18 protein-coding genes and 2 tRNA genes are annotated in these 24239 nt (G+C 68.7%); 8 read left to right on the forward strand and 12 right to left on the reverse strand.

The window, feature by feature from the left end; genetic code table 11:
• Positions 1–18: 18 nt before the first annotated feature.
• On the reverse strand, positions 19–852 hold the full coding sequence (locus LPH33_RS08985; protein ID WP_229567858.1) for an alpha/beta fold hydrolase: 834 nt from the start codon (positions 850–852) through the stop codon (positions 19–21).
• 78 nt (positions 853–930) lie between these two features.
• Positions 931–1584, reverse strand: a complete 654-nt coding sequence (locus LPH33_RS08990; RefSeq protein WP_106200131.1) for a TetR family transcriptional regulator — start codon at positions 1582–1584, stop codon at positions 931–933.
• 154 nt (positions 1585–1738) lie between these two features.
• Between LPH33_RS08990 and LPH33_RS08995 the strand changes: the two genes are divergently transcribed.
• Genes LPH33_RS08995 through LPH33_RS09005 form a run of 3 tightly spaced genes read left to right on the forward strand, consistent with a single transcriptional unit; the run spans position 1739 to position 4424 of the window.
• On the forward strand, positions 1739–2857 hold the full coding sequence (locus LPH33_RS08995) for a ferredoxin reductase (RefSeq protein ID WP_229567860.1): 1119 nt from the start codon (positions 1739–1741) through the stop codon (positions 2855–2857).
• A gap of 42 nt (positions 2858–2899) precedes the next feature.
• A complete protein-coding gene (locus LPH33_RS09000; protein ID WP_229567862.1) occupies positions 2900–4156 on the forward strand; it encodes a fatty acid desaturase family protein in 1257 nt (418 codons plus the stop codon).
• Positions 4134–4424: a hypothetical protein gene (locus LPH33_RS09005; protein ID WP_145691859.1), complete on the forward strand. Its 291-nt coding sequence runs from the start codon at positions 4134–4136 to the stop codon at positions 4422–4424. Before LPH33_RS09000 ends, LPH33_RS09005 begins: the two co-directional genes overlap by 23 nt.
• A gap of 12 nt (positions 4425–4436) precedes the next feature.
• Here LPH33_RS09005 and LPH33_RS09010 read toward each other — a convergent pair whose 3' ends face one another.
• A complete protein-coding gene (locus tag LPH33_RS09010) occupies positions 4437–5384 on the reverse strand; it encodes an alpha/beta hydrolase (protein WP_088897401.1) in 948 nt (315 codons plus the stop codon).
• A gap of 38 nt (positions 5385–5422) precedes the next feature.
• Complete coding sequence (locus LPH33_RS09015; RefSeq protein ID WP_106201548.1) at positions 5423–7066, reverse strand: flavin-containing monooxygenase; 1644 nt, start codon at positions 7064–7066, stop codon at positions 5423–5425.
• 177 nt (positions 7067–7243) lie between these two features.
• Here LPH33_RS09015 and LPH33_RS09020 point away from each other — a divergent pair, with 177 nt between their 5' ends.
• Positions 7244–9622: an ATP-binding protein gene (locus tag LPH33_RS09020; protein WP_229567863.1), complete on the forward strand. Its 2379-nt coding sequence runs from the start codon at positions 7244–7246 to the stop codon at positions 9620–9622.
• Positions 9623–9649: 27 nt separating this feature from the next.
• On the opposite strand, the gene LPH33_RS09025 is transcribed toward LPH33_RS09020, so the two are convergent.
• From LPH33_RS09025 to selD, 5 genes are all read right to left on the reverse strand, one after another.
• A complete protein-coding gene (locus LPH33_RS09025; protein WP_229567864.1) occupies positions 9650–10954 on the reverse strand; it encodes an OFA family MFS transporter in 1305 nt (434 codons plus the stop codon).
• Between the two features lie 33 nt (positions 10955–10987).
• Positions 10988–12007 carry an NrfD/PsrC family molybdoenzyme membrane anchor subunit gene (gene nrfD, locus LPH33_RS09030; protein ID WP_229567865.1) on the reverse strand — a complete coding sequence of 340 codons (1020 nt, stop codon included), beginning with the start codon at positions 12005–12007 and terminating at the stop codon, positions 10988–10990.
• A complete protein-coding gene (locus LPH33_RS09035) occupies positions 12004–12918 on the reverse strand; it encodes a 4Fe-4S dicluster domain-containing protein (protein WP_229567866.1) in 915 nt (304 codons plus the stop codon). Before LPH33_RS09035 ends, nrfD begins: the two co-directional genes overlap by 4 nt.
• Positions 12915–16259 (reverse strand): formate dehydrogenase, encoded by a 3345-nt coding sequence (gene fdh, locus LPH33_RS09040; RefSeq protein ID WP_229567867.1) that lies wholly within the window; start codon positions 16257–16259, stop codon positions 12915–12917. The genes LPH33_RS09035 and fdh overlap by 4 nt, the downstream gene beginning before the upstream one ends.
• 121 nt (positions 16260–16380) lie before the next feature.
• A complete protein-coding gene (selD, locus tag LPH33_RS09045) occupies positions 16381–17403 on the reverse strand; it encodes a selenide, water dikinase SelD (protein WP_088897395.1) in 1023 nt (340 codons plus the stop codon).
• Between the two features lie 58 nt (positions 17404–17461).
• Between selD and LPH33_RS09050 the strand changes: the two genes are divergently transcribed.
• The 3 genes from LPH33_RS09050 (at position 17462) to selB (ending at position 20635) form a co-directional block, all read left to right on the forward strand.
• Positions 17462–17556: transfer RNA gene (locus tag LPH33_RS09050), tRNA-Sec, on the forward strand.
• A 32-nt stretch (positions 17557–17588) separates the two neighbouring features.
• Entirely contained in the window at positions 17589–18893 is a 1305-nt protein-coding gene (selA, locus tag LPH33_RS09055; RefSeq protein ID WP_229567868.1) for an L-seryl-tRNA(Sec) selenium transferase, read from the forward strand.
• On the forward strand, positions 18893–20635 hold the full coding sequence (selB, locus tag LPH33_RS09060) for a selenocysteine-specific translation elongation factor (RefSeq protein WP_229567869.1): 1743 nt from the start codon (positions 18893–18895) through the stop codon (positions 20633–20635). Before selA ends, selB begins: the two co-directional genes overlap by 1 nt.
• Before the next feature lie 129 nt (positions 20636–20764).
• Here selB and gdhA read toward each other — a convergent pair whose 3' ends face one another.
• The 3 genes from gdhA to LPH33_RS09075 all read right to left on the reverse strand — a co-directional run bounded on the left by gdhA (position 20765) and on the right by LPH33_RS09075 (position 23103).
• Positions 20765–22108, reverse strand: coding sequence for an NADP-specific glutamate dehydrogenase (gene gdhA / locus LPH33_RS09065; protein WP_026061181.1), 1344 nt, complete (start codon positions 22106–22108; stop codon positions 20765–20767).
• Between the two features lie 202 nt (positions 22109–22310).
• A tRNA-Arg gene (locus tag LPH33_RS09070) sits at positions 22311–22384 on the reverse strand.
• A gap of 62 nt (positions 22385–22446) precedes the next feature.
• Entirely contained in the window at positions 22447–23103 is a 657-nt protein-coding gene (locus LPH33_RS09075) for a DedA family protein (protein WP_160876408.1), read from the reverse strand.
• A 247-nt stretch (positions 23104–23350) separates the two neighbouring features.
• On the opposite strand from LPH33_RS09075, the gene LPH33_RS09080 reads away from it, so the two are divergent.
• Positions 23351–24235, forward strand: a complete 885-nt coding sequence (locus tag LPH33_RS09080) for an FAD binding domain-containing protein (protein ID WP_026061182.1) — start codon at positions 23351–23353, stop codon at positions 24233–24235.
• The last annotated feature ends 4 nt before the right edge of the window (positions 24236–24239 follow it).

Here is a 24239-nt window from a genome sequence, read left to right on the forward strand (position 1 = left end):
AGCCGCGGTGGGCGGCTCTCAGCCGTTCCGCCGCCGCGAGATCGCGTTCGCGATCTCGCCCGGGGCCTCCTCCGGAATCCAGTGCGAGACGTCGGGCAGGACCACGAAGTCGTACTCGGCGTCGACGAATTCGCCACACCGTTCGGCGCCGGCTCGGCCGATCGCCATGTCGGCGGTGCTCCAGATGTAGGTCGTCGGGACGCGGACCGGGGGAGTCGAATCGAGATCCCGTGTCATGGCGCGGTACCAGTTCAGGGCGGCGGTGAGAGCGCCGGGCGCGGACATCGCGGCGACGTAGTGGTCGACCGAGTCGTGGTCGACGGCAGAGGTGAACATCGCCCGCAGGCGCCGCGCGTCGTCGGCGAGGAGGAGCTCCTCCGCCTTGCCCTCCTGCCGGAACAGGCCGATGTAGGAGGAGCGCTCGCGCTGGTCGGCGTCCTCCCGCAACGCCCAGCCGTAGGCAGCGAGGTGGGGGACCGAGACCGCGGTCAACGCCGAGACGCGGTCGGGATTGTGCGCGGCGAAGTACCACGCCACAGCGGCGCCCCAGTCGTGCCCGACGAGGTGGACGCGATCGAGCCCGAACTCGTCGAGCAGGCCGAGGACATCACCGGCGAGCGCCGGCACCCCGTAGTGCTCGACGCCGGTCGGTCGGGCACCGGGGGAGTATCCGCGCTGGTCGGGGGCGATCACGCGGAAACCGCGCTCGACGAGCAGTCGCGCCACCGGCGTCCAGCTGCGTGATGTCTCGGGGAAGCCGTGCAGGAGCACGACGGGCGTGCCGTCCCTCGGACCCGCCACGCGCACGTCGAAGGTCAGGTCGTCGTAGGTGGCGGGTTCGGTCGATGCCATGGGAACCACGTTACGGAAGGGGAGTGTCTGCGACAGGATTTCCCGTCCACCTCGGCGAACCGGCGTCGCGCCGGCCCGTCACCGGTTGCCGGACGTCCGTCGCGGCCGCCATGCCGCCGCACCCAGCAGGATCAGACGCATCTGTTTCTCCGCGCGGGTGACGACCTCCGCCTCCTGCGCGCTGCCGGGACGTTCGACGGCGAGCAGGTCGAGGACGAAATCGAGCATCGCGGTCACCAGTAGGTCGGCGGCCATCTCGAGATCGTCGAAATCCCAGTCCTCGAGGCCCGGGGAGCGACCCAGGTCGGCGGCGAGCTCGCTGGTCAGCAGGCGCAGCTCGACGGAGATCGCGGCGGCCACCTCGGGAACGCCGCCGTGGCGTTCGCGTGCCAGGAACCGGAAGGCCGCCTTGTGAGCCCGTACCTGCTGGACCAGCACGTCGAGCGATTGCCGCGCCCCTGCCGGGCCGGGTGTGCGCCGCGCGTCGCGCAGCAGGCGCCGCAGCACCCGCATCGTGTCGGCGGCGAGAGTGACTCCGAGCTCGTCCATGGACGAGAAGTGCCGGTAGAACGCGGTCGGCACGATGCCCGCGCTGCGGGCCACCTCCCGCAGGCTCACCCCGCCGAGTCCCCGGTCGGCGGACAGTTCGAGGGCGGCGTCGAGAAGCGCCTGACGTGTGCGTTCCTTGCGTTCGGCGCGGGTGGTCGGCGGGGGTACGGAAGCGGTGGACACCCCCCGAGTCTAGGCACGACGTTCCGGGCGGTGTCCGGTCATCTGTGTCTGCGGTCACATCAGGGTTGACAGACAGGTGTGTCCGACTGTCACACTGATTTCAGTGCACATTCGTTCACTGAGCACGCAGAGGTCTACCGAAAGGCGGACAGACATGATCGTGCGCGACCGTCCGACACCCGTCCCGCACTCGGGTTCGTTGCGGAAACTCCTGGTAGGAGCACTCGGGATGCTGTCCTATCCGCATCACCCGGACCGCTACCTGGAACTCGCCGACCCGCTTCTCGTCACGTCGGCGAACTACGCCCGGATTACAGATGTGGACCGAAGTGCCACCGACTCGCTCACGGTCACGGTGCGGCCCGCGCAGCCGTGCCGACCCCTTCCCGGGCAGTACGTGACCGTGTCGGTCCGCGTCGACGGCGTGCGGCACACGCGCTGCTACTCGCCGACACTCGTCGACGCGGAGTCGAAGCGCAGGCCCGACCTGCGGTTCACCATCGGCAGGCATTCCGAGGGCACCGTCTCGCGCCACCTCCACGACCGTGCGCAGGTCGGAGATGTCGTCGAACTCGGTTCTCCCGCGGGCGAGTTCGTGCTGCCGAGCCCACGCCCTCGACGCCTGCTGTTCGTCGCCGCGGGTTCCGGGCTGACGCCCGTGCTGTCGATGCTGTCCGGTCTCCTCGCCGAGGGGTACGACGGGTCCGCAGTGCTGCTCTACTACACCCGTACGCCCGGGCACGTTCCGCGTCGCGCCGAACTCGAGGCGCTCGCCGACCGCCCCAACATCGAGATCGTCCACGCCCACACCCGCTCCGACGACGGGCTGCTGCAGGGGCGGTTCGACCGTAACCACCTCGCGGCCGTCGCGCCCTGGTACGCCGACACGCCCACCTTCGTGTGCGGTCCGGCCGAGATGGTCGCGAGCATCCGCGAGGTCTACGCCGAACGGGGCGCCGAGACGATGGTGAACACCGAGGAATTCGTCCTCGCACCACCGGTCGTGTCGACGGACGATGCCGGCGGCGAGATCTCCTTCGCCGAATCCGGCGTCGTTGCCGAGAACACCGGGTCGACGCTGCTCGAACAGGCCGAAGCGGCCGGTCTCACGCCCGAACACGGATGCCGCATGGGCATCTGCCACAGCTGCACCGCCGTCCGGCTGTCGGGGTGCACGCGCGACGTGCGTACCGGCGACGTCGATTCGGAGCCGGGCCGCCGCATCCAGATCTGTGTCAACGCCCCGGTCGGCGACGTCGCCGTCGAACTCTGAACCGGCCGTCCGGCGACACCACCGAAACCATTGGAGGACATCATGTTCGGATTGTCCCTACCCACCGTTCCCTTTCTGCCCTTCCTGTCCGGCCGCAGTTCTTCGGCCGAGAACGAACCGCTCGTCCTCGACTGCGACAGTGTCGAGGAGATCGGCCGTGAACTCGACGCACTGCGGGAGCAGACACTCGCATCCCTCGGTGACGAGGACCGCGAGTATCTCTACCGGATCATCAAGGCACAGCGCGGATTCGAGATCGCCGGCCGCGGTCTGCTCTTCGTCGGATTCCTCCCGCCCGCATGGGTCGCCGGTGTGGCGGCGCTGAGTGTGTCGAAGATCCTCGACAACATGGAGATCGGGCACAACGTGATGCACGGTCAGTACGACTGGATGCGCGAACCGTCGCTGAATTCCCGTGTCTTCGAATGGGACACGGTGTGCCCGTCGGACCAGTGGCGGCACTCGCACAACTACGTGCACCACACCTATACCAACATCCTCGGTCAGGATCGTGACATCGGATACGGGATCCTGCGCATGGACCCTGCCCAGAAGTGGCATCCCTACTATCTCGGCAACCCGGTCTACGCGACCGCACTCATGTTCCTGTTCGAGTGGGGCGTGATGATGCACGACGCCGAGGTCGACCGGATCGTCGCAGGCAAGCGGTCGTGGCGCGACGTGATCCCGATCTCGAAGGGCTGGTGGCACAAGGCCGGCCGTCAGGTGGTCAAGGACTACATCGCGTTCCCGCTGTTGAGCGGTCCGATGTTCGTTCCGACCCTGCTCGGCAACGTCACCGCCAACCTGGTGCGCAACGTGTGGGCGTATTCGATCATCTTCTGTGGTCACTTCCCGTCCGGCGTGCAGTCCTTCACCGAGGAGGAGACCGCCGAGGAGACCCGTGGTGAGTGGTACGTCCGGCAGATGCTGGGCAGCGCGAATATCACCGGCTCACCGTTGTTCCACATCATGTCCGGCAACCTGTCGCACCAGATCGAGCACCACCTGTTCCCCGACCTGCCGGCACACCGCTATCCGGAGCTCGCTCCGAAGGTCAGGGAACTGTGCGAGAAGCACGGACTTCCGTACAACACCGGTGGCCTCACAGCTCAGGTGACGTCGGTCTGGAAGAAGATCTTCAAGTTCGCCCTCCCGCCGGGATGGGTGCGTTCCGAACCCGAGTCGCAGGTGATCATCGACCGTCGTCGCGGCGCGGACCACCTCGTCGGCGATGCGGGTACCCTCGCGGACGACACGATCGAGGGGGTCGAACATGGTGGGAAGATTCGAGCGTAACAAGGACACGATCCAGGAGGTCACCGAGTCGGCGGCCACCCACGTCGGCGCGATCGCGGGGATCATCACCGGGGCGGTCCGGGACGTCACCCGCGAGATCGGTGAACTGATCACCGACGCGATCGAGATGCGCGAGGCCGCTCGCGCGGCGCGCGAAGACGACGAGCGCGCGGCGCGGGACGACGACGAGCGTGCGGCGCGCGACGACGAGGAACGCGGAGAAGGGCCGGCGACGTCGGATCGTCGCTCGGCCCCTCCCGCGGAGTAGCGGATCGAGTTCCTACCGCGCGGGGACGCCCGAGGTGGTGCGGGTGACGAACCCGGCCACCTCGTCGCGCATCTCGCCGCTGCGCGGCACCGCGCCCGACATCCAGAACGCGCCGTGCACGAGCCCGTCGAACCTGCGGATCGTCACGTCCACTCCGGCCTCTCGTAGCCGTCGTCCGTAGAGCTCACCTTCGTCGCGGAGCACCTCGTTCTCGGTGGTGAGCACCAGGGTCGGTGGCAGACCGTCCACACGGGGCGCGCGTGCGGGAAGCGCATACGGTGTCTCTGCGTCCTCGGGTGAGGCGAAGTACCGGTCGAGGAACCAGTCCATGTCGGCGGCGGTGACGATGTACCCCTCGGCGAACTCGCGGCGCGAGGGCAGGTCGGCAGCGCGGTCCAGCGCCGGGTAGATCAGCACCTGTCCGCGCAGCACCGGTGCGCCTTCGTCGCGGGCCCGCAGCGCGACTCCGGCTGCGAGGTTGCCACCGGCACTGTCGCCCATCACCACGAGGTTGTGCGGGTCGCCGCCGCACTCGGCGATGTGCGCGGTGACCCACTGCAACGCAGCCCACGCGTCGTCGGCCGCTGCGGGGAACGGATGTTCCGGCGCCAGACGGTATCCCGCGGTCACGACGGTGGCCCCGGTCGCGCGGGCGATCGCCCGCGCCGGTTCGTCCACGACGGTGAGGTCGCCCGCGACGAACCCGCCGCCGTGGAAGTAGAGCACCACCGGACGCGGCCCGGTGTCCGTCCCGGGGGTGTAGATCCGTAGGGGGAGACGGGTGCCGTCGCTCTCGTAGTGGGTCTCGTCCACACGCTCGACGTCCTGCGGTGGAAGTTGGAGATCGGTGAAGGTCGCGATCGTCGCGCGGACCTGATCGACCGTCATCTGCGAGAACGACGTGAATCCCTGCTGCCGAAGTCCTGCGATGAGGCCGGCGGCGTGGTCGTCGAGTGCCATGGGTGGTTTCCTTCCGAAAGGTGGGGGAGATCGGTGCGCTACGAGGCGGCCGGGACGGTGGCTCGTGCCGGGGCGAGGTCGAAGCCGACGTAACCGCCGTCGACGACCTCGGCGCAGACCTGCCGGTAGGTGGGGGCACCCCCGAGGTAGACCATGCAGGCACGCGGTTTGCCGGGGATGTTCGCGCCCATGTACCACGAGTCGGTCTGCGGCAGCAGCGTCTGCTCGGCGATCTCGGTGGTGGTGCGCACCCAGTCGGCTTCGGCTTCCGGGGTGGGTTCGATGACGTGGAGATCGTGTGCGCGCAGATACGCGATCGCGTCGGTCGCGAAGTCGACGTGGTCCTCGATCGCCAGCGGCATGTTGTAGAGCACCGAGGGCGACTGCGGTCCGGTGATCGTGAAGAGGTTGGGGAACTCGTCGATCATGATGCCGAGATAGGTGCGCGGCCCGTGTGCCCACCTGTCGGCCAGGCGCACACCGTTGCGGCCGCGGATGTCCATGGCCATGAGCGGTCCGGTCATCGCGTCGAAGCCGGTCGCGAGCACGATGGTGTCGACCTCGTAGGTGCGGTCGCCGACGCGCACACCGGTTTCGGTGATCTCGCTGATCGGAGTGCTCTTCACGTCGACGAGGTGCACGTTGTCGCGGTTGTATGCCTCGTAGTAGTTCGTCTCGAGCGGGGGACGTTTCGTGGCGTAGGCGTATCCCCGGGGTGCGAGCGTGTCGGCCTTGGCGGGGTCCTGGACCCGCTCGCGGATCCGCTCGCGGATGTACTCGGCGGCGGTGTCGTTGGCCTGCCTGTCGAAGAGGATGTCCTGGAAGCTGTCGATGAACAGGCGGAACCCGCCCGCGTTCCAGCGTTCGTCGAACACCCGCCGACGCTCCTCGGCATCGACGGCGAGCGCCGACGGCTGCACCTGGTCGAACGGAACACCCAGGAAGTGGTTGCGTGCGGCCTCTCTCAGTTCGGGGTAGATCTTCTTGGCCTCGTCCAGCACCTGCGGGTCGAGCGGACCGTTCCCGAGCGGGGTGGCGAACTGGGGCGTGCGCTGGAAGACCACCAGTTCCGCGGCCTGTTGCGCGATCAGCGGGATCGCCTGGATCCCACTGGCGCCGGTGCCGATGACCGCGACCCGCCTGCCGGTGAAGTCGACGGGCTCGTGCGGCCAGTTGCCGGTCAGCAGCACCTGCCCACGGAAGTTGTCGATGCCTCCGAACTCGGGCTTCTTGGGGACCGAGAGGTTGCCGGCGCCGGAGATGAACCACCGGGCCGTCACGGTCTCACCGGTGTCGGTGCGGACGGTCCACCACGAGTTCTCGTCGTCCCAGTGCACGCCGATCACCCGCGTGCCGAATGTGATCGTCTTCCGCAGGTCGAAGCGGTCGGCCACGTGGTTCAGGTAGCGGAGGATCTCCGGTTGCCCGGCGAACTTCTCGCTCCACTGCCACTCCTGCTGCAGGTCCTCGTCGAACGAGTACGAGTAGTGGATCGACTCGATGTCGCAGCGGGCGCCGGGATAGCGGTTCCAGTACCAGGTGCCACCCACATCGTCGCCGGCCTCGAAGACCCGCACGGACATGTTCATCCGGTCGCGCAGTTTGTGCAGCGCGTACAGGCCGGCGAATCCGGCTCCTACGACGACGACGTCGGTGTCGGGGGTGGTGGAGGAAGTGGTCATCTGTCCTGGCTCCTCGGTATCGGTGATGTCGCTCCGGCGGATGAACCGAAGGTCTGCATCGACGATGACGTGGATCACACACGAGAACGCGGGGCGAATTACCCCATCGAGTACCTGTGTTGGCCGTCACACGACCACCCGGGTATGTTGGGCCCACTATCTCTGAGAAGCGTGACGATGGAATCTGCCCTGCCGGAAGCTGCACCACCCCGCACCCCGGGGCCCACCCGTTCGGTGACGACCTTCATCGGTCGCCGTCGCGAGATCGACGAGGCCCGGTCGTGCCTCCAGCGGACCCGGCTGCTGACGATCCTCGGTCCGGGTGGAGTGGGGAAGACCCGGGTGGCGGAGGAGCTGGCGGTGCGAACCTCGCGCGCGTTCCGCGATTCGTTCCGCTGGATCGATCTGGCGGTGGTGCGGGATCCGGAGTCCGTTCCCTCGGCTGCAGCGGCCGCTCTGGGCGTGACCGACCAGTCCACCAGACCCGTGATGGACAAGATCATCGACCGTCTCCGCGACGAGCACATGCTGATCGTGGTCGACAACTGCGAACACCTGATCGCGACCGTGGCCGACTTCGTCGCTGCCGTTCTCGGTGATGCACCGGAGGTGCGGATCCTCGCGACCAGTCGTGAGCCGCTCGCGGTGGCGGGGGAGGCGGAGTACGTGCTTCCACCTCTGACGACACCGGACGGATCGACGGGGAACCGGGCGGCCGATCTCGAGCGGTTCGAAGCGGTGGGTCTGCTCGTCGAACGGGCCCGGCAGGTGGTCCCGGGCTTCGAGGTGACCGACGACAATGCCGATGCCGTTGCGCACCTGTGCATCGCGCTCGACGGTGTGCCGCTCGCTCTCGAACTCGCGGCCACCCGGCTGCGTTCGTTGTCTCCGGCACAACTCGTCGACCGGCTCGATCGTCGTTTCGCACTGCTCACCGGGGGCAGTCGCGTGGCGGTGCCGCGGCAGCAGACCTTGCGCGCCCTGATCGACTGGAGCTACGAACTGTGCTCCGATGCCGAGCGGACGCTGTGGGCACGGTTGTCGGTGTTCACCGGCAGTTTCGACCTCGAAGCCGCGGAGACCGTCTGCGCCGACGACGATCTGCCGAGCGAACAGGTCATCGACCTGCTCGACAGGTTGATCGCGAAATCGCTTGTGGGTGTCGATCGTTCGTCGTCGGTGTTGAGGTACTCGCAACTGGTGACCGTGCGCGAGTACGGACACGAACTGCTCGACGCCCGCGGGGAACGGGAACAGCTGTACCGGCGGCATTGCGAGCACTATCTCGACCGTGCCCGTCGCTGCGCCGAGAGTTGGTACGGGCCGAGGCAATCCGCCCTGCTGTCGTCGATGCGCGCCGACCACGCGGATTTCATGGCAGCGCTCGACCGATCGATCCGGGACGACGACGAACTCGCCACGGGGGCGGCGCTCGCCGTCGCGCTGCGCTATCACTGGATCGCGGGTGGCTACCTGTCCACCGGGCGGGCCCGGCTCGAACGACTCCTGCAACGACTTCCGCGCTCGAGCAGCGAGCGCGGCAACGTGCTGTGGGTGACCGCGTGGACGGCCCTCATCCAGGGAGACCGCGACGGAGCGGCGGTCCACCTCGACGAGTGCCGTTCGATCGCAGACGGATCCGGTGATGTACGGTTGCGAGCCCACTGCGATCACTGGAGTGCTCTGCACGCACTGTTCTGCGGGGCGACGGCCGAGGCGATCGACCTCTACCTCCGTGCGGCCCGGGTACATCGTGCGCACGGCGACCACGCCGCCCACCTGACCCGCCTGTTCCAGCTGGCGATGGCGCAGACCTACGATGGACGACTCGACGACGCCCTGGAGACGTGCGCTCGCGTCGTCGAGATGGCGGATCAGCACGGCGAGCGGTGGAACAAGGCCTATGCGCTGTGGGTCTCGGGGCTTGCGCATTACCATCTCGGGCGCCTCGGCCCTGCGGTCGAAGCGGCGAACGGCGCGCTGGCCGTCCAGCGCGACTTCGAGGACAAGATCTGCACGGCACTGTCGCTCGAACTGCTGGCTTGGTCGGCAGGCGCCGAAGGCGACACGGAGAAGGCCGCACGGCTGTTCGGGGCCGCACGGACGGTGTGGCAGCGCCTCGGTACGACGATCGCAGCATTCGGGCCGCACATCGAGCAGGACTCGATGGCAGCGGAGCGTCGCCTCCGGGAACGGATGGGCGAGACGGACACCGCCGAATCGCCCCACCCGCAGTCCGGCATGCGCATCGTCGATCTCGTGGACAGCGCTCTGGAGCCGAGAGAGTCCTCGGGGAGGCGGACCTCGCGTGCTCCGGGCTCCGCCCGACGGCAGCGCGGGGGAGGCGAGTCCGCCTCCCGGACATCCCCGCTGACGAAGAGGGAGCAGGAGATCGCGGGACTCGTCGCCGGAGGCCTGAGCAATCGCGCGATCGCCGACCGGCTCGTGATCTCACGCCGGACCGTCGACGGTCACGTCGAACGGATCCTCGACAAACTCGGCGTGCACTCCCGCACGCAGGTCGTCTCGTGGTTGCACACCCACGAAGCGCCCTGAGCGTGACGAGCAGGACGGCGATCCGGCTCAGGACCGGGACGGGACCGATTCCCGGCGCGCCTCCGGCACCTTCGTGATAAGTGTGAGCACGACCGATACGAGCGCGATGATGCCGATGGTGGTGTAGGCGAGGGTGTACGCCTTGTCGTCACCGAGGAGCGTGGACGCGATGATCGGACCGATGATGCCGCCGATGCTCCAGCCGATGAGCATCAGGCCGTAGATGGCGCCGGCGTTGCGGACCCCGAAGAAGTCGCCTGCAGTGGCCGGCATGGTGCCGAAAGCACCGCCGTAGCAGAGGTAGACGATCGCGGCCAGGATCGAGAACAGCACCACTCCACTGGCGTGCGGCAGCACGATCAGGCACACGCCCTGCAGCACGAGCAGTGCGGTGAAGGTCTTCATCCGGCCGATGCGGTCGGAGATCGCCGCCCACACGATCCGGCCGGCACCGTTGAAGATCGCGAGCGCGCCCACGAGTGCCGCCGCGCCGGAAGCACTGAAACCGGCGATGTCGGACGTGCTCGGCTTCGCCTGCGAGATCAAGGAGATGCCGGCGGTCACGCACAGGGTGAGGATGGCGGTCAGGAGGTACCACTGGGGCGTGCGCAGGGCCTCGCCCTGGGTGTACTCCTTGCCGCGGTCGGTTCCGCTGCCGTCGCTGCCGGTGGGTTCGAAGCCCGGCACGGTGTATCCCTCGGGCGGGTTGCGGAAGAGTGCGGCACCGGCCAGCGACATCACGAGGTAGGCGATACCCAAGGGCAGGAAGGCGCTCGTCGGGTCGTCCGGGTTCCGGTCGATGAGCCACTGCGCGACCGGCGAGGTGAGCACCGCGCCGAATCCGAAGCCGCCCACCGCGAGTCCGGTGATGAGACCGGTCTTGTCGGGGAACCACTTCTGCAGCATGGCGATCGGGACGATGTATGCGAAGCCCAACCCGAAGCCGCTGATGATGCCGTATCCGAGGATGAGCAGCCAGTAGTCGTCGGCTCCGTCGGTGAACGAGGCGAGCAGGATACCGAGCGCGTAGATGATGCCGCCGATCAGCGCGACGACGCGGGGGCCTTTCAGATCCTGCAGTCGGCCACCGAGATAGGTGCCGATGAAGATCATGCCGATGGTGACGGTGAACGGCAGTGAGGCCCGGACCGTGCTCAGTTCCCAGGAGTCGGCGCTCTCGAGGGCTCCGCCGAAGACCGACCACGCGTAGACCGCGCCGATCGAGAACTGCAACAGCAGACCTCCGGCGACGAGCAACCAGCGGAAGCTGCCCGGAGGCTGTGTCGTCGCGGTGTCGCCGTGTGGTTCGCGCGTGGGCTTGCCGGAGTCCATGCGTTCTCCTTCGTTCTGCCCGCGAGCCGGATCTCAGCCGCGGTAGCGAACGGGTTCCCCGCGATCGACTCGTTCACGCTGGGGAACGACGGTGTACTTGGGATCCTTCGCCGACGCGATGCCGGCTTCGTAGACGCCGAGTCGCGTGCACAGCGAACCGACCATGAGGGCGGCACCGGACACGGCCGACACCACCCGATTGCGGCGACCGACGAGCGCGCCGAGCGCACCGGCCACCGTCAATGCCTTGCTGGCCTTCATCAGTCGTCCGGGGCGACCCTGGTGGAGCGTATCGGCCGACAGGCCCATCGACTTCTCCATCTGCTGCTCGGTCGCGAGTTCGACGAGCGCACCGCCGACAGCGAAGGCGCGCGCCGGTCCGGCCTCGGCAACCGGCGCGCCCAGCAGTCCGAGACCACCCGATGCGGCGGCCGCCGACCCGCAGAACACGAAGGGGATCTCCTTGAAGGCGGAATGCCAGGCCGGAGTTGCGGTATCGGACAACAGGACTCCGGTATACGCGGCGACCGGCGGTGCGGTCAGTGCGCCCACGATCCCGGCGGGCCGGCCGAGGGCGAGCAGCAGGCGCACCGGCCCACGCTTCCACCGGGCGGGGAGCATCTCGGCGATCTCCGCGACCGCCGCGACGCCCGCGAACGGACCGTGCAGCGACAGGATCCACGTCCCGACCGACATCGGTGAGGTCGGTTTGGCGACCCGCAGCATGTTGAGGAAGCGACTCGGTTTGCCGAGATCGTGGACCAGTGCACCGACACTGACGAGCAACGATGTGAGCGAACCGAATCGGGCCACCCGGCGCAGGGCGGGCCGCCCCGTGAGATCGGCACCCGCGGCGAGCAGCGAACTGCCCGCGGCCACGCCGCCGGTGAACAGGTAGATGGCGATGTCGTGTTCCCACGGAGCCGGTTTCACGATCTGACGTCCGTAATAGGACTCGAAGTCGGCCTCCGGCACCATCACCCGGTCGCCGCCGCGACCGCCACCGGACCGGCGGGGGTTGCCCGGGCTGCCGCCGTGCTGCACCTGGGTCATCCGCGCCTCCTCAGGAACGACACGGCGGCGCCCGCCAGCATCGCGACGGCCGCGACGGCGGCGCGCGTCCACATCTCCGGAAGATCCTTGGTCGTCACCACCGGATCCGGCGGCAGGCCGTAGACCTCCGGTTCGTCGAGGAGCAGGAAGAAGGCGCCGGTTCCGCCGACCCCGTCCTCGGGATCGTTGCCGTAGAGCCGTGCCTCGCCCACACCGCGCTCGTGCAGGGTGGCCAGTCGTTCCTCGGCGCGGGCGCGCAACTCCTCGACGTCGCCGAACTGGATCGACTCCGTGGGGCATGCCTGCGCGCACGACGGTGTCTGGCCGTCGGTGAGCCGGTCGTAGCAGAGCGTGCACTTCTGGGCGATACCGACCTTCGGGTCGCCCTCCGGACCCTTGCGACGGTCGATGACGCCGTACGGGCAGGCGGCCACGCAGTATCCGCAGCCGTTGCAGATGTCGTCCTGCACGACCACCGTGCCGAACTCGCTGCGGAACAGCGACCCGGTCGGGCACACGTCGAGGCACGCCGCGTGGGTGCAGTGCTTGCACACGTCCGAGGACATCAACCAGCGGAAGTCCGGCTTCTCCTCCTCCGGGAGCTCCGTCGGGGTCGCCCCGACCGTCGGCATCCCCAGCGACACCGGCGGTTTCGACTCGGCAGGACGCTCGATGAAGGCGACGTGCCGCCACTGGTTGGCGTTGAGCGAATGACTGTTGTCGTACGAGGTGCCGAGCATCGCGAAAAGGTTCTCGGGGACGTCGTTCCACTCCTTGCAGGCCACCTCGCAGGCCTTGCACCCGATGCACACACTGGTGTCGGTGAAGAAGCCCTTGCGAGCCGGCGGATCCTCGTACCCGGCATCGGGTGCCGGGTCGATCGGTCCGAAGAAGCTGTTGGGGCCGCTCACTCGTCCTCCTCCGGGGCATGTCGGTCGTCCGAGGCCTCCGGGGCATGTCGGTCGTCCGAGGCCGTATCACCGTCCGGGACGGTCACGATGGGTGGGTACACGTGATCGGTTACCCCGGCCCGCCGCGCATATCCCTCGACGTACTCCCGAAGTCCCGCTCCGGTCGGTCGACGTCCGGCGCGGACGTCGCACGTACCGACCTTGGTCTCCTGGATGAGCACGTTGGGGTCCAACGTGATTCCGAACAGATCGTTGGTCGAGTCGCCGGTCACCATGCCGCCGCTGCCCCAGTGATAGGGCATCCACACCTGGTGGACGGTCCGTCCCTCCACCTTCAGAGGCCGCAACCGCTCGGTCACCAGCACCCGGCCCTCGACCGCGGAGCGGGCGGTGATCACGTGGCACCAGCCCATGTGCTCGAGTCCGCGTTCGGCCGCCAGGGCGGGAGAGACCTCCACGAACATCTCCGGTTGCAGTTCGGCGAGATGTTCGAGATAGCGGCTCATGCCGCCGGCGGTGTGGTGCTCGGTGAGACGGCTCGTCGTGAACACGAAGGGGAACACGTCGATGTGGTCCTCCGGCGGCGCCGGGTTCATCGGGTTGTCGTCGCGGCGGTACTCCTTGCGCGTCGGGTTGGCCTGCTGCGCGTAGAGCGGGTTGCGGAAGGGTGACTCCACCGGTTCGTAGTGCGTCGGCATCGGACCGTCGACGAGCCCCTGCGGCACGTAGAGGGCGCCCTTGCCGTCGCCCTGCATGATGAACGGGTCGATCCCTTCGAGCGCCTCGATACCGTCGGCGCCTTCGGGGGAGCGGTAGCTCGGCGGCTTCGTCTTCTCGAAGTCCGGAACATCCGCACCCGTCCACTGCTGCGCGTCGTCGTCCCACCACACGTAGGCCTTGCGTTCGCTCCACGGCCGGCCCTCGGGGTCGGCGGAGGCCCGGTTGTAGAGGATGCGGCGGTTCATCGGCCACGCCCAGCCCCATTCGGGAGCCACGAACGACTGCTCGTGCCGGGACTTGCGCCGGTTGGCCTGGTTGACGCCGTCGGCATAGACCCCGGTGTAGATCCAGCAGCCACCCAGGGTGGAGCCGTCGTTCTTCATCTCGGTGAACGACGACAACGGCCGGCGGGTCGCGACGTCGTAGCCGTTGATCTCCATGAGCACCGCGTCGGCGCTGGGCTCGTCGTGCTCGCCGTGCACGGGATAGTCCCATGCCAGGTCGAGCAGCGGCCGGTCGCGCTCGTCGGTGGACTCGGCCAGACGCTCCCGCATCATGCGGCCGAGGTGGTAGAAGAACCACAGTTCCGAGCGGCAGTCCTCCGGCGGCTCGACGGCCTTCTCCCGCCACTGCAGCATCCGCTGGGTCTGCGTGAAGGTGCCTTCCTTCTCGGCGTAGGAGGCCGCCGGGAAGAGGAACACCTCGGTGGCGCACTCCTCGGTCACGATCTCGCCGGTCTCGATCTCCGGGGAGTCCTTCCAGAAGTTGGCGCTCTCGATCTCGAACAGGTCGCGCACCACGAGCCAGTCGAGGTTCGCCATCCCGAGCCGCTGCGCACGTCCGTGAGCAGAGCCCACGGCCGGGTTCTGCCCGAGGAGGAAGTAGCCCTTGACCTTTCCGTCGATCATGTCGAGCACCGAACGGTAGGTGCCGTGGTCGCCGGTGATCCTCGGCATGTAGTCGAAGCAGTAGTCGTTCTCCGCGGTCGCCGCGTCGCCCCAGTAGGCCTTGAGCAGGTTCACGGCGTAGGCGTCGGCCTTCGACCAGAAACCCTTGCTGCCCGGGTTGCGGACGCTGTCGACCCAGTCCGTGAACGAGTGGTGCTTGTTCGCGTCGGGCATCGGCAGGTAGCCGGGCAGGAGGTTGAACAGCGTCGGGATGTCGGTCGAGCCCTGGATGCTGGCGTGACCGCGCAACGCCATGATGCCTCCGCCGGGGCGGCCCATGTTGCCGAGCAGCAACTGCAGGATCGCGCCGGTGCGGATGTACTGCACACCGACACTGTGCTGGGTCCAGCCGACGCTGTAGACGAGCGCCGTCGTCCGCTCCCGGCCGGAGTTCTCCGTCCACGCGCGGCAGACGTCGAGGAAGTCCTCCTGCGAGACGCCGCACACCTGCTCGACCACCTCGGGGGTGTAGCGGGCGAAGTGCCGCTTGAGCACCTGGTAGACGCATCGCGGGTGCTGCAGCGTCTCGTCGCGCCTCGGGTGGCTCGCCGTCTGCATGCCGTGCGCCTCGTTCTGCAGGCCCGCGGCCGTCTCCCGGTGCTCGGCGTGCTCCTCGGAACCGTTGGCCTGCGACTTGTGCAGGTCGCCGGATTCGTCCTCCACGTCGTACTGCCAGCTCGTCGGATCGTAGGTCCGCTTCTCGGGGTCGAAGCCCGAGAAGAGCCCGTCGAGATCGTCGGTGTCCTCGAACTTGTCGCTGACGAGCACCGCGGCGTTCGTGTAGTTGACGACGTACTCGCGGAAGTCCAGCTCGTTGCTCAGGACGTAATTGACGATACCGCCGAGGAAGGCGATGTCGCTGCCGACCCGGATCGGGACGTGCTTGTCCGCCACCGCGCTGGTACGGGTGAAGCGCGGATCGATGTGGATGACGCGGGCACCACGCTTCTGGGCCTCCACGACCCACTGGAAGCCCACCGGGTGGGCCTCGGCCATGTTGGAACCCTGGATGATGATGCAGTCAGCGTTTGCAAGGTCGGCCGTGTAGCCGGTGGCGCCGCCGCGTCCGAAGCTGGTCCCCAGACCGGGGACGGTGGCGGAGTGTCATATACGGGCCTGATTCTCGATCTGGACCGCCCCCATCGCTGTGAACAGCTTCTTGATGAGGTAGTTCTCCTCGTTGTCCAGCGTGGCACCGCCGAGACTGGCGATACCCATCGTGCGCCGGACCCGGTGGCCTTTGTCGTCGAACTCCTGCCAGGTCTCGCGGCGGGTCTTCAGCACGCGATCGACGACCATCTCCATGGCCGTGTCGAGATCGAGGTCTTCCCATTCGGTGCCGTAGGGCCGGCGGTAGCGGACCCGGGTCTCGCGCAGCTCGCTGGTGACGAGGTTCTTGCTCGCCGAACCCTTCGGGCACAGGCGCCCACGGTTCACCGGGCTGTCGGGATCGCCTTCGACCTGGACGACCTTTTCGTCCTTGACGAAGATCTTCTGTCCGCATCCGACAGCGCAGTAGGGGCACACGCTGCGGGCGACACGATCGGCGGTGGAGGTGCGCGGTTCGATCTCCTCGGTACGACGGGACCGTGCGGCCTTGCCGCGTCCGAGCAGATCCTTGCCGAGGAACTGGCGCAGGACGGGCCAGGGGAGGGACGTGTCCTTCTCCGCCATCGGTACTCCTTTCCTGCGCTCTCGTTCCGAAGCTACCGTCTACCCATGCTTCGTGCCGGTTAATCCCGGTGCAGGTGTGTCGTCGTGTCACACAGTCCCGGAGATCCGGCGGTCCGGGGCCTCAGCGCACCCGGATCGCGTGCTCACCCGCGGGGACGACCTCACCGATGACGGGATGGCCGGGCAGCTCTCCGACGACCAGCAGACCGCCGGACGTCTGGGCGTCGGCGAGCAGCAGCAGCTCGTCCTCGTCCACCTCCGAGTCGACCTGCTCGCGCACCCAGTCGAGATTGCGCCGGCTCCCGCCGGGGACGAATCCCTCCGCGAGCGACTCCCGTGCTCCGGCGACGTACGGCACTGCCGCGGAGTCGATCACAGCGGTCGTGCCGCTGGCCCGCATCATCTTCATCAGGTGCCCGAGCAGACCGAAACCGGTGACGTCGGTGGCGGCGCGGACACCGGCATCGTGTGCGAGCTGCGCCGCCTCGCGGTTGAGTGTCGTCATCACCGCGACCGCTTCCTCGAACCGCTCGCCGGTGGCCTTGTGACGGTTGTTCAGGATGCCGAGACCGAGCGGCTTGGTGAGGGTGAGCGGCAGGCCGGGCGTGGCAGCGTCGTTGCGCAGCAGGCGATCCGGATCGCCGAGACCGGTCACGGCCAGCCCGTACTTCGGCTCACGGTCGTCGATGCTGTGCCCGCCGGCGAGATGGGCACCCGCCTCGGCGCACGCGTCGGCGCCGCCGCGCATCACCTCGGCGGCGAGTTCGAACGGGATGAGTTCGCGCGGCCAGCCCAGGAGGTTGACCGCGATGATCGGCGTGCCACCCATCGCGTAGACGTCGGACATGGCGTTGGTGGCGGCGATCCGTCCCCAGTCGTAGGGGTCGTCGACGACGGGGGTGAAGAAGTCGGCCGTCACGATGACGGCCCGGCCGCTGCCGTCGGGTGCCGGGTCGATCCGGACCGCGGCTCCGTCGTCGCCGTTCTCCACACCCACCAACAGTTCGCCGGCGGCCCGTCCGCCCTGCAGACCGCCGAGTACCCGTTCGAGTTCACCCGGCGGAACCTTGCATGCGCAACCGCCGCCGGCGGCGTACTGGGTGAGTCGGATGGCGCCCTCGGGAAGGTCGACGTGTGCGGTCATGGACCCAAACATACGGGCGAGTCGTCACCGAGAGTCCGGCTTCGGTTAGGGTGAGCGCGGAGGTGGTTCTCGTCTGGTGACGGTCGCGGTCTTCAAAACCGTTGTGGCCCAGTATCTGGGCTGGGCGGGTTCGATTCCCGTCCGCCTCCGCCAAATGTTTTCGTCGACCGTGGGATGAGGAGCGCGTGCCGGATCCGAGACGGGACGTTCCCCGCACCGACCAGGTCCTGGCCGATCCGCGCCTGCGCGAGGCCGTCGACCGGCTCGGCGCCCGACTGGTCAAGCAGACCGTCGTCGCGGCCCAGCAACGGTGCCGCGACGGCGAGATCGGGCCCGACGCCGTCGCCGACATCGCGGTCGCGTCGTTACCGCAGCAGGCGACCACGCTGCGCCGCGTCGTCAACGCCACCGGCGTGGTCGTGCACACCAATCTCGGTCGCGCCCCGCTGTCGCGAGCGGCGGTCGAGGCCGTGTCCACCGCGGCCGGCGCCACCGACGTCGAACTCGACCTGACCACCGGCCGGCGCGGACGGCGAGGACGCGGTGCCCTCGAGGCGCTCGCCGAGCACGTACCCGACGCCGGTGGCGTCCACGTCGTCAACAACGGTGCCGCGGCTCTCGCCCTGGTCACGCGGGTGCTCGCGCGCGGTGGTCGCTCGATCGTGATCGCGCGGGGCGAACTGGTCGAGATCGGCGACGGCTTCCGGATCCCGGAACTGCTGGAATCCGTGGGGGCGACGCTGCGGGAGGTCGGCACCACCAACCGCGTGCGCCTGAGCGACTACGCCGCGGCCGTCGACGACGACACCGCCTTCGTCCTCAAGGTGCACCCCTCGAACTTCACCGTCAGCGGCTTCACGTCGTCGGTGTCGGTCCGTGAACTCACCGGGCTCGGACCACCCGTCGTCGTCGACATCGGATCGGGTCTGCTCGCCCCGCATCCGCGGCTGCCGAACGAGCCCGACGCCACCACCGCCCTGCGCGCCGGCGCCGACCTGGTGACCGCCTCGGGCGACAAGCTCCTCGGTGGCCCGCAGGCCGGCCTGCTGCTCGGACGGGCCGAACTCGTGGAGCGCCTGCGCCGCGACCCGTTCGCGCGGGCGCTGCGCGTCGACAAACTCACCCTCGCCGCTCTCGAAGCGACACTGACGGGACCGATGCCCCCCGTGGCGGCGGCGCTGGCCTCCCGCCCGGAGGATCTCTGCGCTCGCGCGCAGGCGATCTGCGGGGCACTGCCACCGGAGTGCGAACCCGAGGTGGTCGACTCCGACGGTGTCGTCGGTGGCGGCGGCGCCCCGGACGTCGTCCTGCCGAGCGTCGCGATCGCCCTGCCCGAACACCTCGCTGTTCCGTTGCGGCTCGGTGAGCACCCGGTCGTCGGCCGCGTCGAACGCGGCCGGTTGCTGCTCGACCTGCTCGCGGTCGACCCCGCCGAGGACGGCGAACTGATCGACGCCGTGACGCGCGTGGCCGCTCGCGAAGGATCCTGATGCACGTCGTCGCAACCGCCGGTCACGTCGACCACGGCAAGTCGACGCTGGTCGAAGCGCTCACCGGGGCGAACCCGGATCGGCTCGCCGAGGAACGGCGACGAGGACTGACCATCGAGCTCGGTTACTGCTGGACGTCCTGGCCGGAGGTGGGGGAGGTCGCCTTCGTCGACGTCCCCGGGCACGAGCGATTCCTGACGACGATGCTCTCCGGGGTGGGATCGGTCCCGGCCGCGCTGTTCGTGGTGGCCGCCGACGATCCGTGGATGCCGCAGGCGGCCGAACACCTCGCGGCGCTCGACGCGCTCGGCGTGCGCCACGCGGTCGTCGCCGTCACCCGGGCCGATCTCGCCGATCCGGGACCCGCGGCCGCGCGAGCCGCGGCGGAGGTCGCCCGCACGAGCATGGCGGGGGCGCCCGTCGTCGCCGTGAGCGGCCGCACCGGGATGGGCCTCGACGATCTCCGCAGCGCACTGACGACGATGGTCGCCTCGCTCCCGGATCCCGATCCGCAGGCCGACGTCCGGCTCTGGGTGGACCGCCGGTTCACCGTGCGCGGATCCGGAACCGTCGTCACCGGAACCCTTCCCGCGGGCACGGTGCGCGTGGGGGACACCCTCGCGCTCGGGGACACACCACTGCGGGTCCGCAGCGTGCAGGCACTCGGTCGCGACCGGAGCGCGGTGAGCGGCGTGGCCAGGGTCGCCCTCAATCTCACCGGTCGGGTCGACGACCTGGGACGGGGCAGTGTGCTCGTCACGTCCGGCGCGTGGCACCACACCTCCGTGGTCGACGTGCGGATCAGCGGCGAGGACCGGCCTCCGGTCGCTCCGGTGCTGCACATCGGAGCCGCGGACGTCGGCGTCCGGTGCCGTCCGCTGGGAGACGATCTCGTTCGGCTCACCCTCGACCGCCCGTTGCCCCTGCGGATCGGCGACCGCGCCCTGCTGCGCGACCCGGGGCGCCGGATGATCTGGCGGGCCGACGTTCTCGACCCCGATCCACCCCGGTTCCGGCGGCGCGGCGCGGCAGCGCGGCGTGCGCTGCAACTGGCGGGGGCCGACGGGACGCCGCGTCTGGCCGACGAGCTCGCCCGCCGCGGACTCCTGCATCGGCAACGGTTGCGGCAGTTGGGCATTCCGCTCGAACAGGGGGAGCACCTGACGGTCGGGCCGTGGCTCGTCGCACCCGGCCTCGCGAAGGCCGTCGCCGACCGGCTGCCCACACTCGTGCAGGCCCACGCCCGTGCCCATCCACTGGATCCGGCGGCACCGTTGACGGTGCTGGCGTCGCAGCTGCGTCTTCCCACACCCGACCTCGTCCGGGCGCTGGTGCGGCCGCCACTCGAAGTGGTCGGGGGACGGGTGATCGCTCCCGGCGCCGACGGTCTGCCGCCGAAGATCGACAAGGCCGTCGAGCAGGTGCGCCGCGATCTGTCGGCCGCTCCGTTCGCGGCCCCGACCGCCGATCGCCTGCGCGAGCTCGGCCTCGACGATCGTGCCCTCGGCGCGGCCGAACGGAGCGGACGGTTGTGGCGGGTGGGCCCGGGCATCGTCCTGCTCCCCGACGCCGCCGATACGGCTGCGGAGCTGCTGGGGGAGTTGGATCAGCCCTTCACGACCAGCGCCGCGCGCGAGCGGCTGGGAACGACACGGCGGGTGGTCCTGCCGTTGCTCGACCGGCTCGACAAGGCGGGTCGCACCCGCAGGCTCCCCGACGACCGGCGCGAGATCGTCCGCTAGACCGCCGTCCCGCCCTCCCCGGCGGGACGACCCTTCACCCGAAACACGAAGTGCGGGTACCGAACTCGTCGGTACCCGCACTCCGTGTGAGACTTCGGTCGTCGGATGACGCCCGGTGCGAACGCAGCGTCAGATGACGCCCAGTGCGAACATGGCGTCGGCGACCTTCACGAAGCCCGCGATGTTGGCGCCGTGGATGTAGTCGCCCGGCTTGCCGTACTCGGCAGCGGTCTCGACGCACCGGCCGTGGATGTCGGCCATGATGCCGGCGAGACGCTCGTCGGTGTAGTCGAAGTGCCACGAGTCGCGCGAGGCGTTCTGCTGCATCTCCAGTGCGGAGGTCGCCACGCCACCGGCGTTGGCGGCCTTGCCGGGCGCGAACGCGACTCCGGCGTCGCGGAAGACGCTGATGCCGCCCGGGGTGGTGGGCATGTTGGCGCCCTCGGCGACGATCTTCACACCGTTGTTGACGAGGGTCTTGGCCGACTCCTCGTCGAGCTCGTTCTGCGTGGCGCACGGCAGTGCGATGTCGCAGGGAACGTTCCAGATGTTGCCGCCGGGGTAGAACTCGGCGTCGCCGCGCTCGTCGACGTACTCGGAGATGCGTCCGCGACGGACCTCCTTGATCTCCTTGAGCAGCTCGAGGTCGAGGCCCTTGCGGTCGACGATGTAGCCGGAGGAGTCGGAGCACGCGATGGCGGTGCCGCCGAGCTGGTGGATCTTCTCGATGGCGTAGATCGCGACGTTGCCCGAACCGGAGACGACGGCGGTGCGGCCCTCGAGCGAGGTGCCGGCGGTCTTGGCCATCTCGTTGACGAAGTAGGCCGCGCCGTAACCGGTGGCCTCCTTGCGCACCTGCGAACCACCCCAGGTGAGGCCCTTGCCCGTGAGGACGCCGGACTCGTAGGAGTTGGTGAGGCGCTTGTACTGGCCGAACAGGTAGCCGATCTCGCGGCCGCCGACGCCGATGTCACCGGCCGGGACGTCGGTGTACTCACCGATGTGGCGGTGCAGCTCGGTCATGAACGACTGGCAGAAGCGCATGATCTCCTGCTCGGAGCGACCCTTGGGGTCGAAGTCCGAGCCGCCCTTGCCGCCGCCGATGGGCAGGCCGGTGAGCGCGTTCTTGAAGATCTGCTCGAAGCCGAGGAACTTGACGATGCCGAGGTTGACGCTCGGGTGGAAGCGCAGGCCACCCTTGTAGGGGCCGAGAACGCTGTTGTACTGCACGCGGAAGCCACGGTTGACGTGGACATTGCCCTGATCATCGATCCACGGCACGCGGAAGATGATCTGCCGCTCCGGCTCGCACAGGCGCTCGATCAGGCCGGATTCGAAGTATCCGGGGTGCCGCTCGAGCACGACATGCAGAGACTCGAACACTTCGGCCGCAGCCTGGTGGAATTCGGGCTCACCTGCGTTGCGGGCCTTGACCTGCTCGTAGATCTCTTCGATGCGGTCCGATGTCGACACGCCCACCTACCTGACTCTGTGAGGATTCTGTAACAAGGGTTTTACGACGAAAACTATAGGGCGTGGCCCTTAGCATGTGTTAGCCCGCCTCCAAGGTGGGATGAGAAACACACGGTCCGAACGGCCTGTCAGTCGGGCGGATTGCCCGGCTCATCGGTACGATGTGCGACCCCGCGGCGGGCGCTGCGCCGACGGTCGGAGGTGCCCCCGGCAGGACTCGAACCTGCGACCTAGAGATTAGAAGGCTCTTGCTCTATCCATCTGAGCTACGGAGGCGCGGCCAGAATCTTAGCGGGTGCTTCCTGTGGTCGCCGCACACACCCTCGCGCCCGCCGGGATCAACGCTCGAGCGTGCTGCCGCGTTCGTCGTCGGGGCTCGATTCGCCCCGGGGAACGTCCACTCGACCGGCCTTGAACCGCTGGATGAGATGGTCGATTCCGACACCCAGGACCACCGCGACGCAGATGGCCACCGCGGCGCCGAACAGCGGCTGCGATTCGAACCAGCCGCCGACGAGACGCCCCACGAACGCCGAGTACAGCGCCCAGGTCGTACCGCCGAGGATCGTGAGGGGCACGAACTTCTGCCGCGGGTAGCGGGTCGCTCCGGCCGTCATGTTCACGGCGATCCGACCGATCGGGATGTATCGCGCCGTGAGGATCACTGCGGCGCCGCGCTTGTCGAGTCCGCGCCGCGCCCACGCGAAGGCGGCCTTCGCCTTCGGGCGGCGCATCCACCGGAACCGTTCGGTGCCGACCTTCCGTCCGATCGCGTAGGCGATGTTGTCGCCGATGATCGCGCCGAGCGCCGCGAGCACGATGACGATCCACAGATAGGGACGTCCCGTCGAACCCGAGAGGGACGACAGGGTGACCAGGACGGTCTCGCTGGGCACCGGTGGGAAGAAGCCGTCGAGCGTGCACACGGCGAAGAGCAACGGGTAGACCCACAGGGCTGCGGCCTGGCCGATGATGAATTCGTTGATCACGTCCATGGATGTGCGTGGTGCTCCCGTCGCGTCGGCCGGTCGGCTCCTTCCACGCTATCCGCTCGCGTCGTCGAGAGCTCCTGACGAGCGCGGTTCGGCTCTCGACCCGCCGGCGCGGACATGGGGGTTCGGTCCAGATCGTCCGTTTCGACCCGCGGACCGTGGCTCGGGGCTAACCTGGGCGCCGAAGGGGGAAGTGCGGACGGATCGGCGGGGGAAAACCGATGCGTCCGCCCGAGGGTGGGAGTTCTTCATGCAGGTTCCTGGCCCGTTCGAATACGCGCGCGCAACCGGAGTGGAGCACGCCGTCGAGCTGCTCGACCGGCACGGAGAAGGTGCCCGCGTCGTCGCCGGCGGACACAGCCTTCTTCCGATGATGAAACTGCGGCTCGCGAATCCGGAATACCTGATCGACATCAACGACCTCGGGGACGAACTCGACCACATCACGGTCGAACCCGAGGTCGTTCGCATCGGTGCCCTCGTGCGCCACCGTCGGCTGCTCGAATCCGACGAACTCGCCGAGATCTTTCCGATCTTCCGGGACGCGGAGAAGGTCATCGCCGATCCGATCGTCCGCAACCGCGGGACCCTCGGAGGGTCGATCTGCCAGGCCGACCCCGCCGAGGATTTGTCCACCGTGTGCGCCGTGCTCGGCGCGACGTGCGTCGTCCGCGGCCCGGCGGGGGTGCGTGAACTCGCCTTCGACGACTTCCACCTCGGTGCCTACGAGACGGCGGTCGCCCCGAACGAGTTGCTCGTCGAGGTGCGACTGCCGCGGAAGGGCACCGCCTCGAGCGCGTACGAGAAGGTCGAGCGTCGCGCGGGGGACTGGGCGGTGGCCGCGGCGGGCGCCGCGCTGTGGATGGCGGACGACGGACGCATCACCGACGCGCGTGTCGGGCTGACGGCCGTGCGCCCCGACGAGGCGGCACTGTCGAGGGTGTCCGAGCTGTTGCGCGGCTCGCCGCCCTCGGAGGAACTCTTCCGCGAGGCGGGCGCCGCGGCCGCGTCGGCATGCGATCCCGAGACCGATCAGCGCGGCACCGCCGCCTACAAGCGTCACCTCGCATCGGAGTTGACGGTGCGGGCCCTGCGCCGATCCGCCGAACGTCTCGGCGTCACCGAAAGGGTGTGAACCG

This window comes from Rhodococcus sp. RDE2 (assembly GCF_020885655.1).
Classification (GTDB): domain Bacteria; phylum Actinomycetota; class Actinomycetes; order Mycobacteriales; family Mycobacteriaceae; genus Rhodococcus; species Rhodococcus pyridinivorans.

Excerpts from the sequence above, each read along its gene's own strand:
- LPH33_RS09005 (WP_145691859.1), top strand. The coding sequence starts at position 4,134 with ATGGTGGGAAGATTCGAGCGTAACAAGGACACGATCCAGGAGGTCACC.
- LPH33_RS09025 (WP_229567864.1), bottom strand. The coding sequence starts at position 10,954 with ATGGACTCCGGCAAGCCCACGCGCGAACCACACGGCGACACCGCGACG.
- LPH33_RS09020 (WP_229567863.1), top strand. The coding sequence starts at position 7,244 with ATGGAATCTGCCCTGCCGGAAGCTGCACCACCCCGCACCCCGGGGCCC.
- LPH33_RS09000 (WP_229567862.1), top strand. The coding sequence starts at position 2,900 with ATGTTCGGATTGTCCCTACCCACCGTTCCCTTTCTGCCCTTCCTGTCC.
- LPH33_RS09015 (WP_106201548.1), bottom strand. The coding sequence starts at position 7,066 with ATGACCACTTCCTCCACCACCCCCGACACCGACGTCGTCGTCGTAGGA.
- LPH33_RS08995 (WP_229567860.1), top strand. The coding sequence starts at position 1,739 with ATGATCGTGCGCGACCGTCCGACACCCGTCCCGCACTCGGGTTCGTTG.
- nrfD (WP_229567865.1), bottom strand. The coding sequence starts at position 12,007 with ATGACCCAGGTGCAGCACGGCGGCAGCCCGGGCAACCCCCGCCGGTCC.
- LPH33_RS09080 (WP_026061182.1), top strand. The coding sequence starts at position 23,351 with ATGCAGGTTCCTGGCCCGTTCGAATACGCGCGCGCAACCGGAGTGGAG.
- LPH33_RS08985 (WP_229567858.1), bottom strand. The coding sequence starts at position 852 with ATGGCATCGACCGAACCCGCCACCTACGACGACCTGACCTTCGACGTG.
- LPH33_RS09010 (WP_088897401.1), bottom strand. The coding sequence starts at position 5,384 with ATGGCACTCGACGACCACGCCGCCGGCCTCATCGCAGGACTTCGGCAG.
- LPH33_RS09075 (WP_160876408.1), bottom strand. The coding sequence starts at position 23,103 with ATGGACGTGATCAACGAATTCATCATCGGCCAGGCCGCAGCCCTGTGG.
- selD (WP_088897395.1), bottom strand. The coding sequence starts at position 17,403 with ATGACCGCACACGTCGACCTTCCCGAGGGCGCCATCCGACTCACCCAG.
- selB (WP_229567869.1), top strand. The coding sequence starts at position 18,893 with ATGCACGTCGTCGCAACCGCCGGTCACGTCGACCACGGCAAGTCGACG.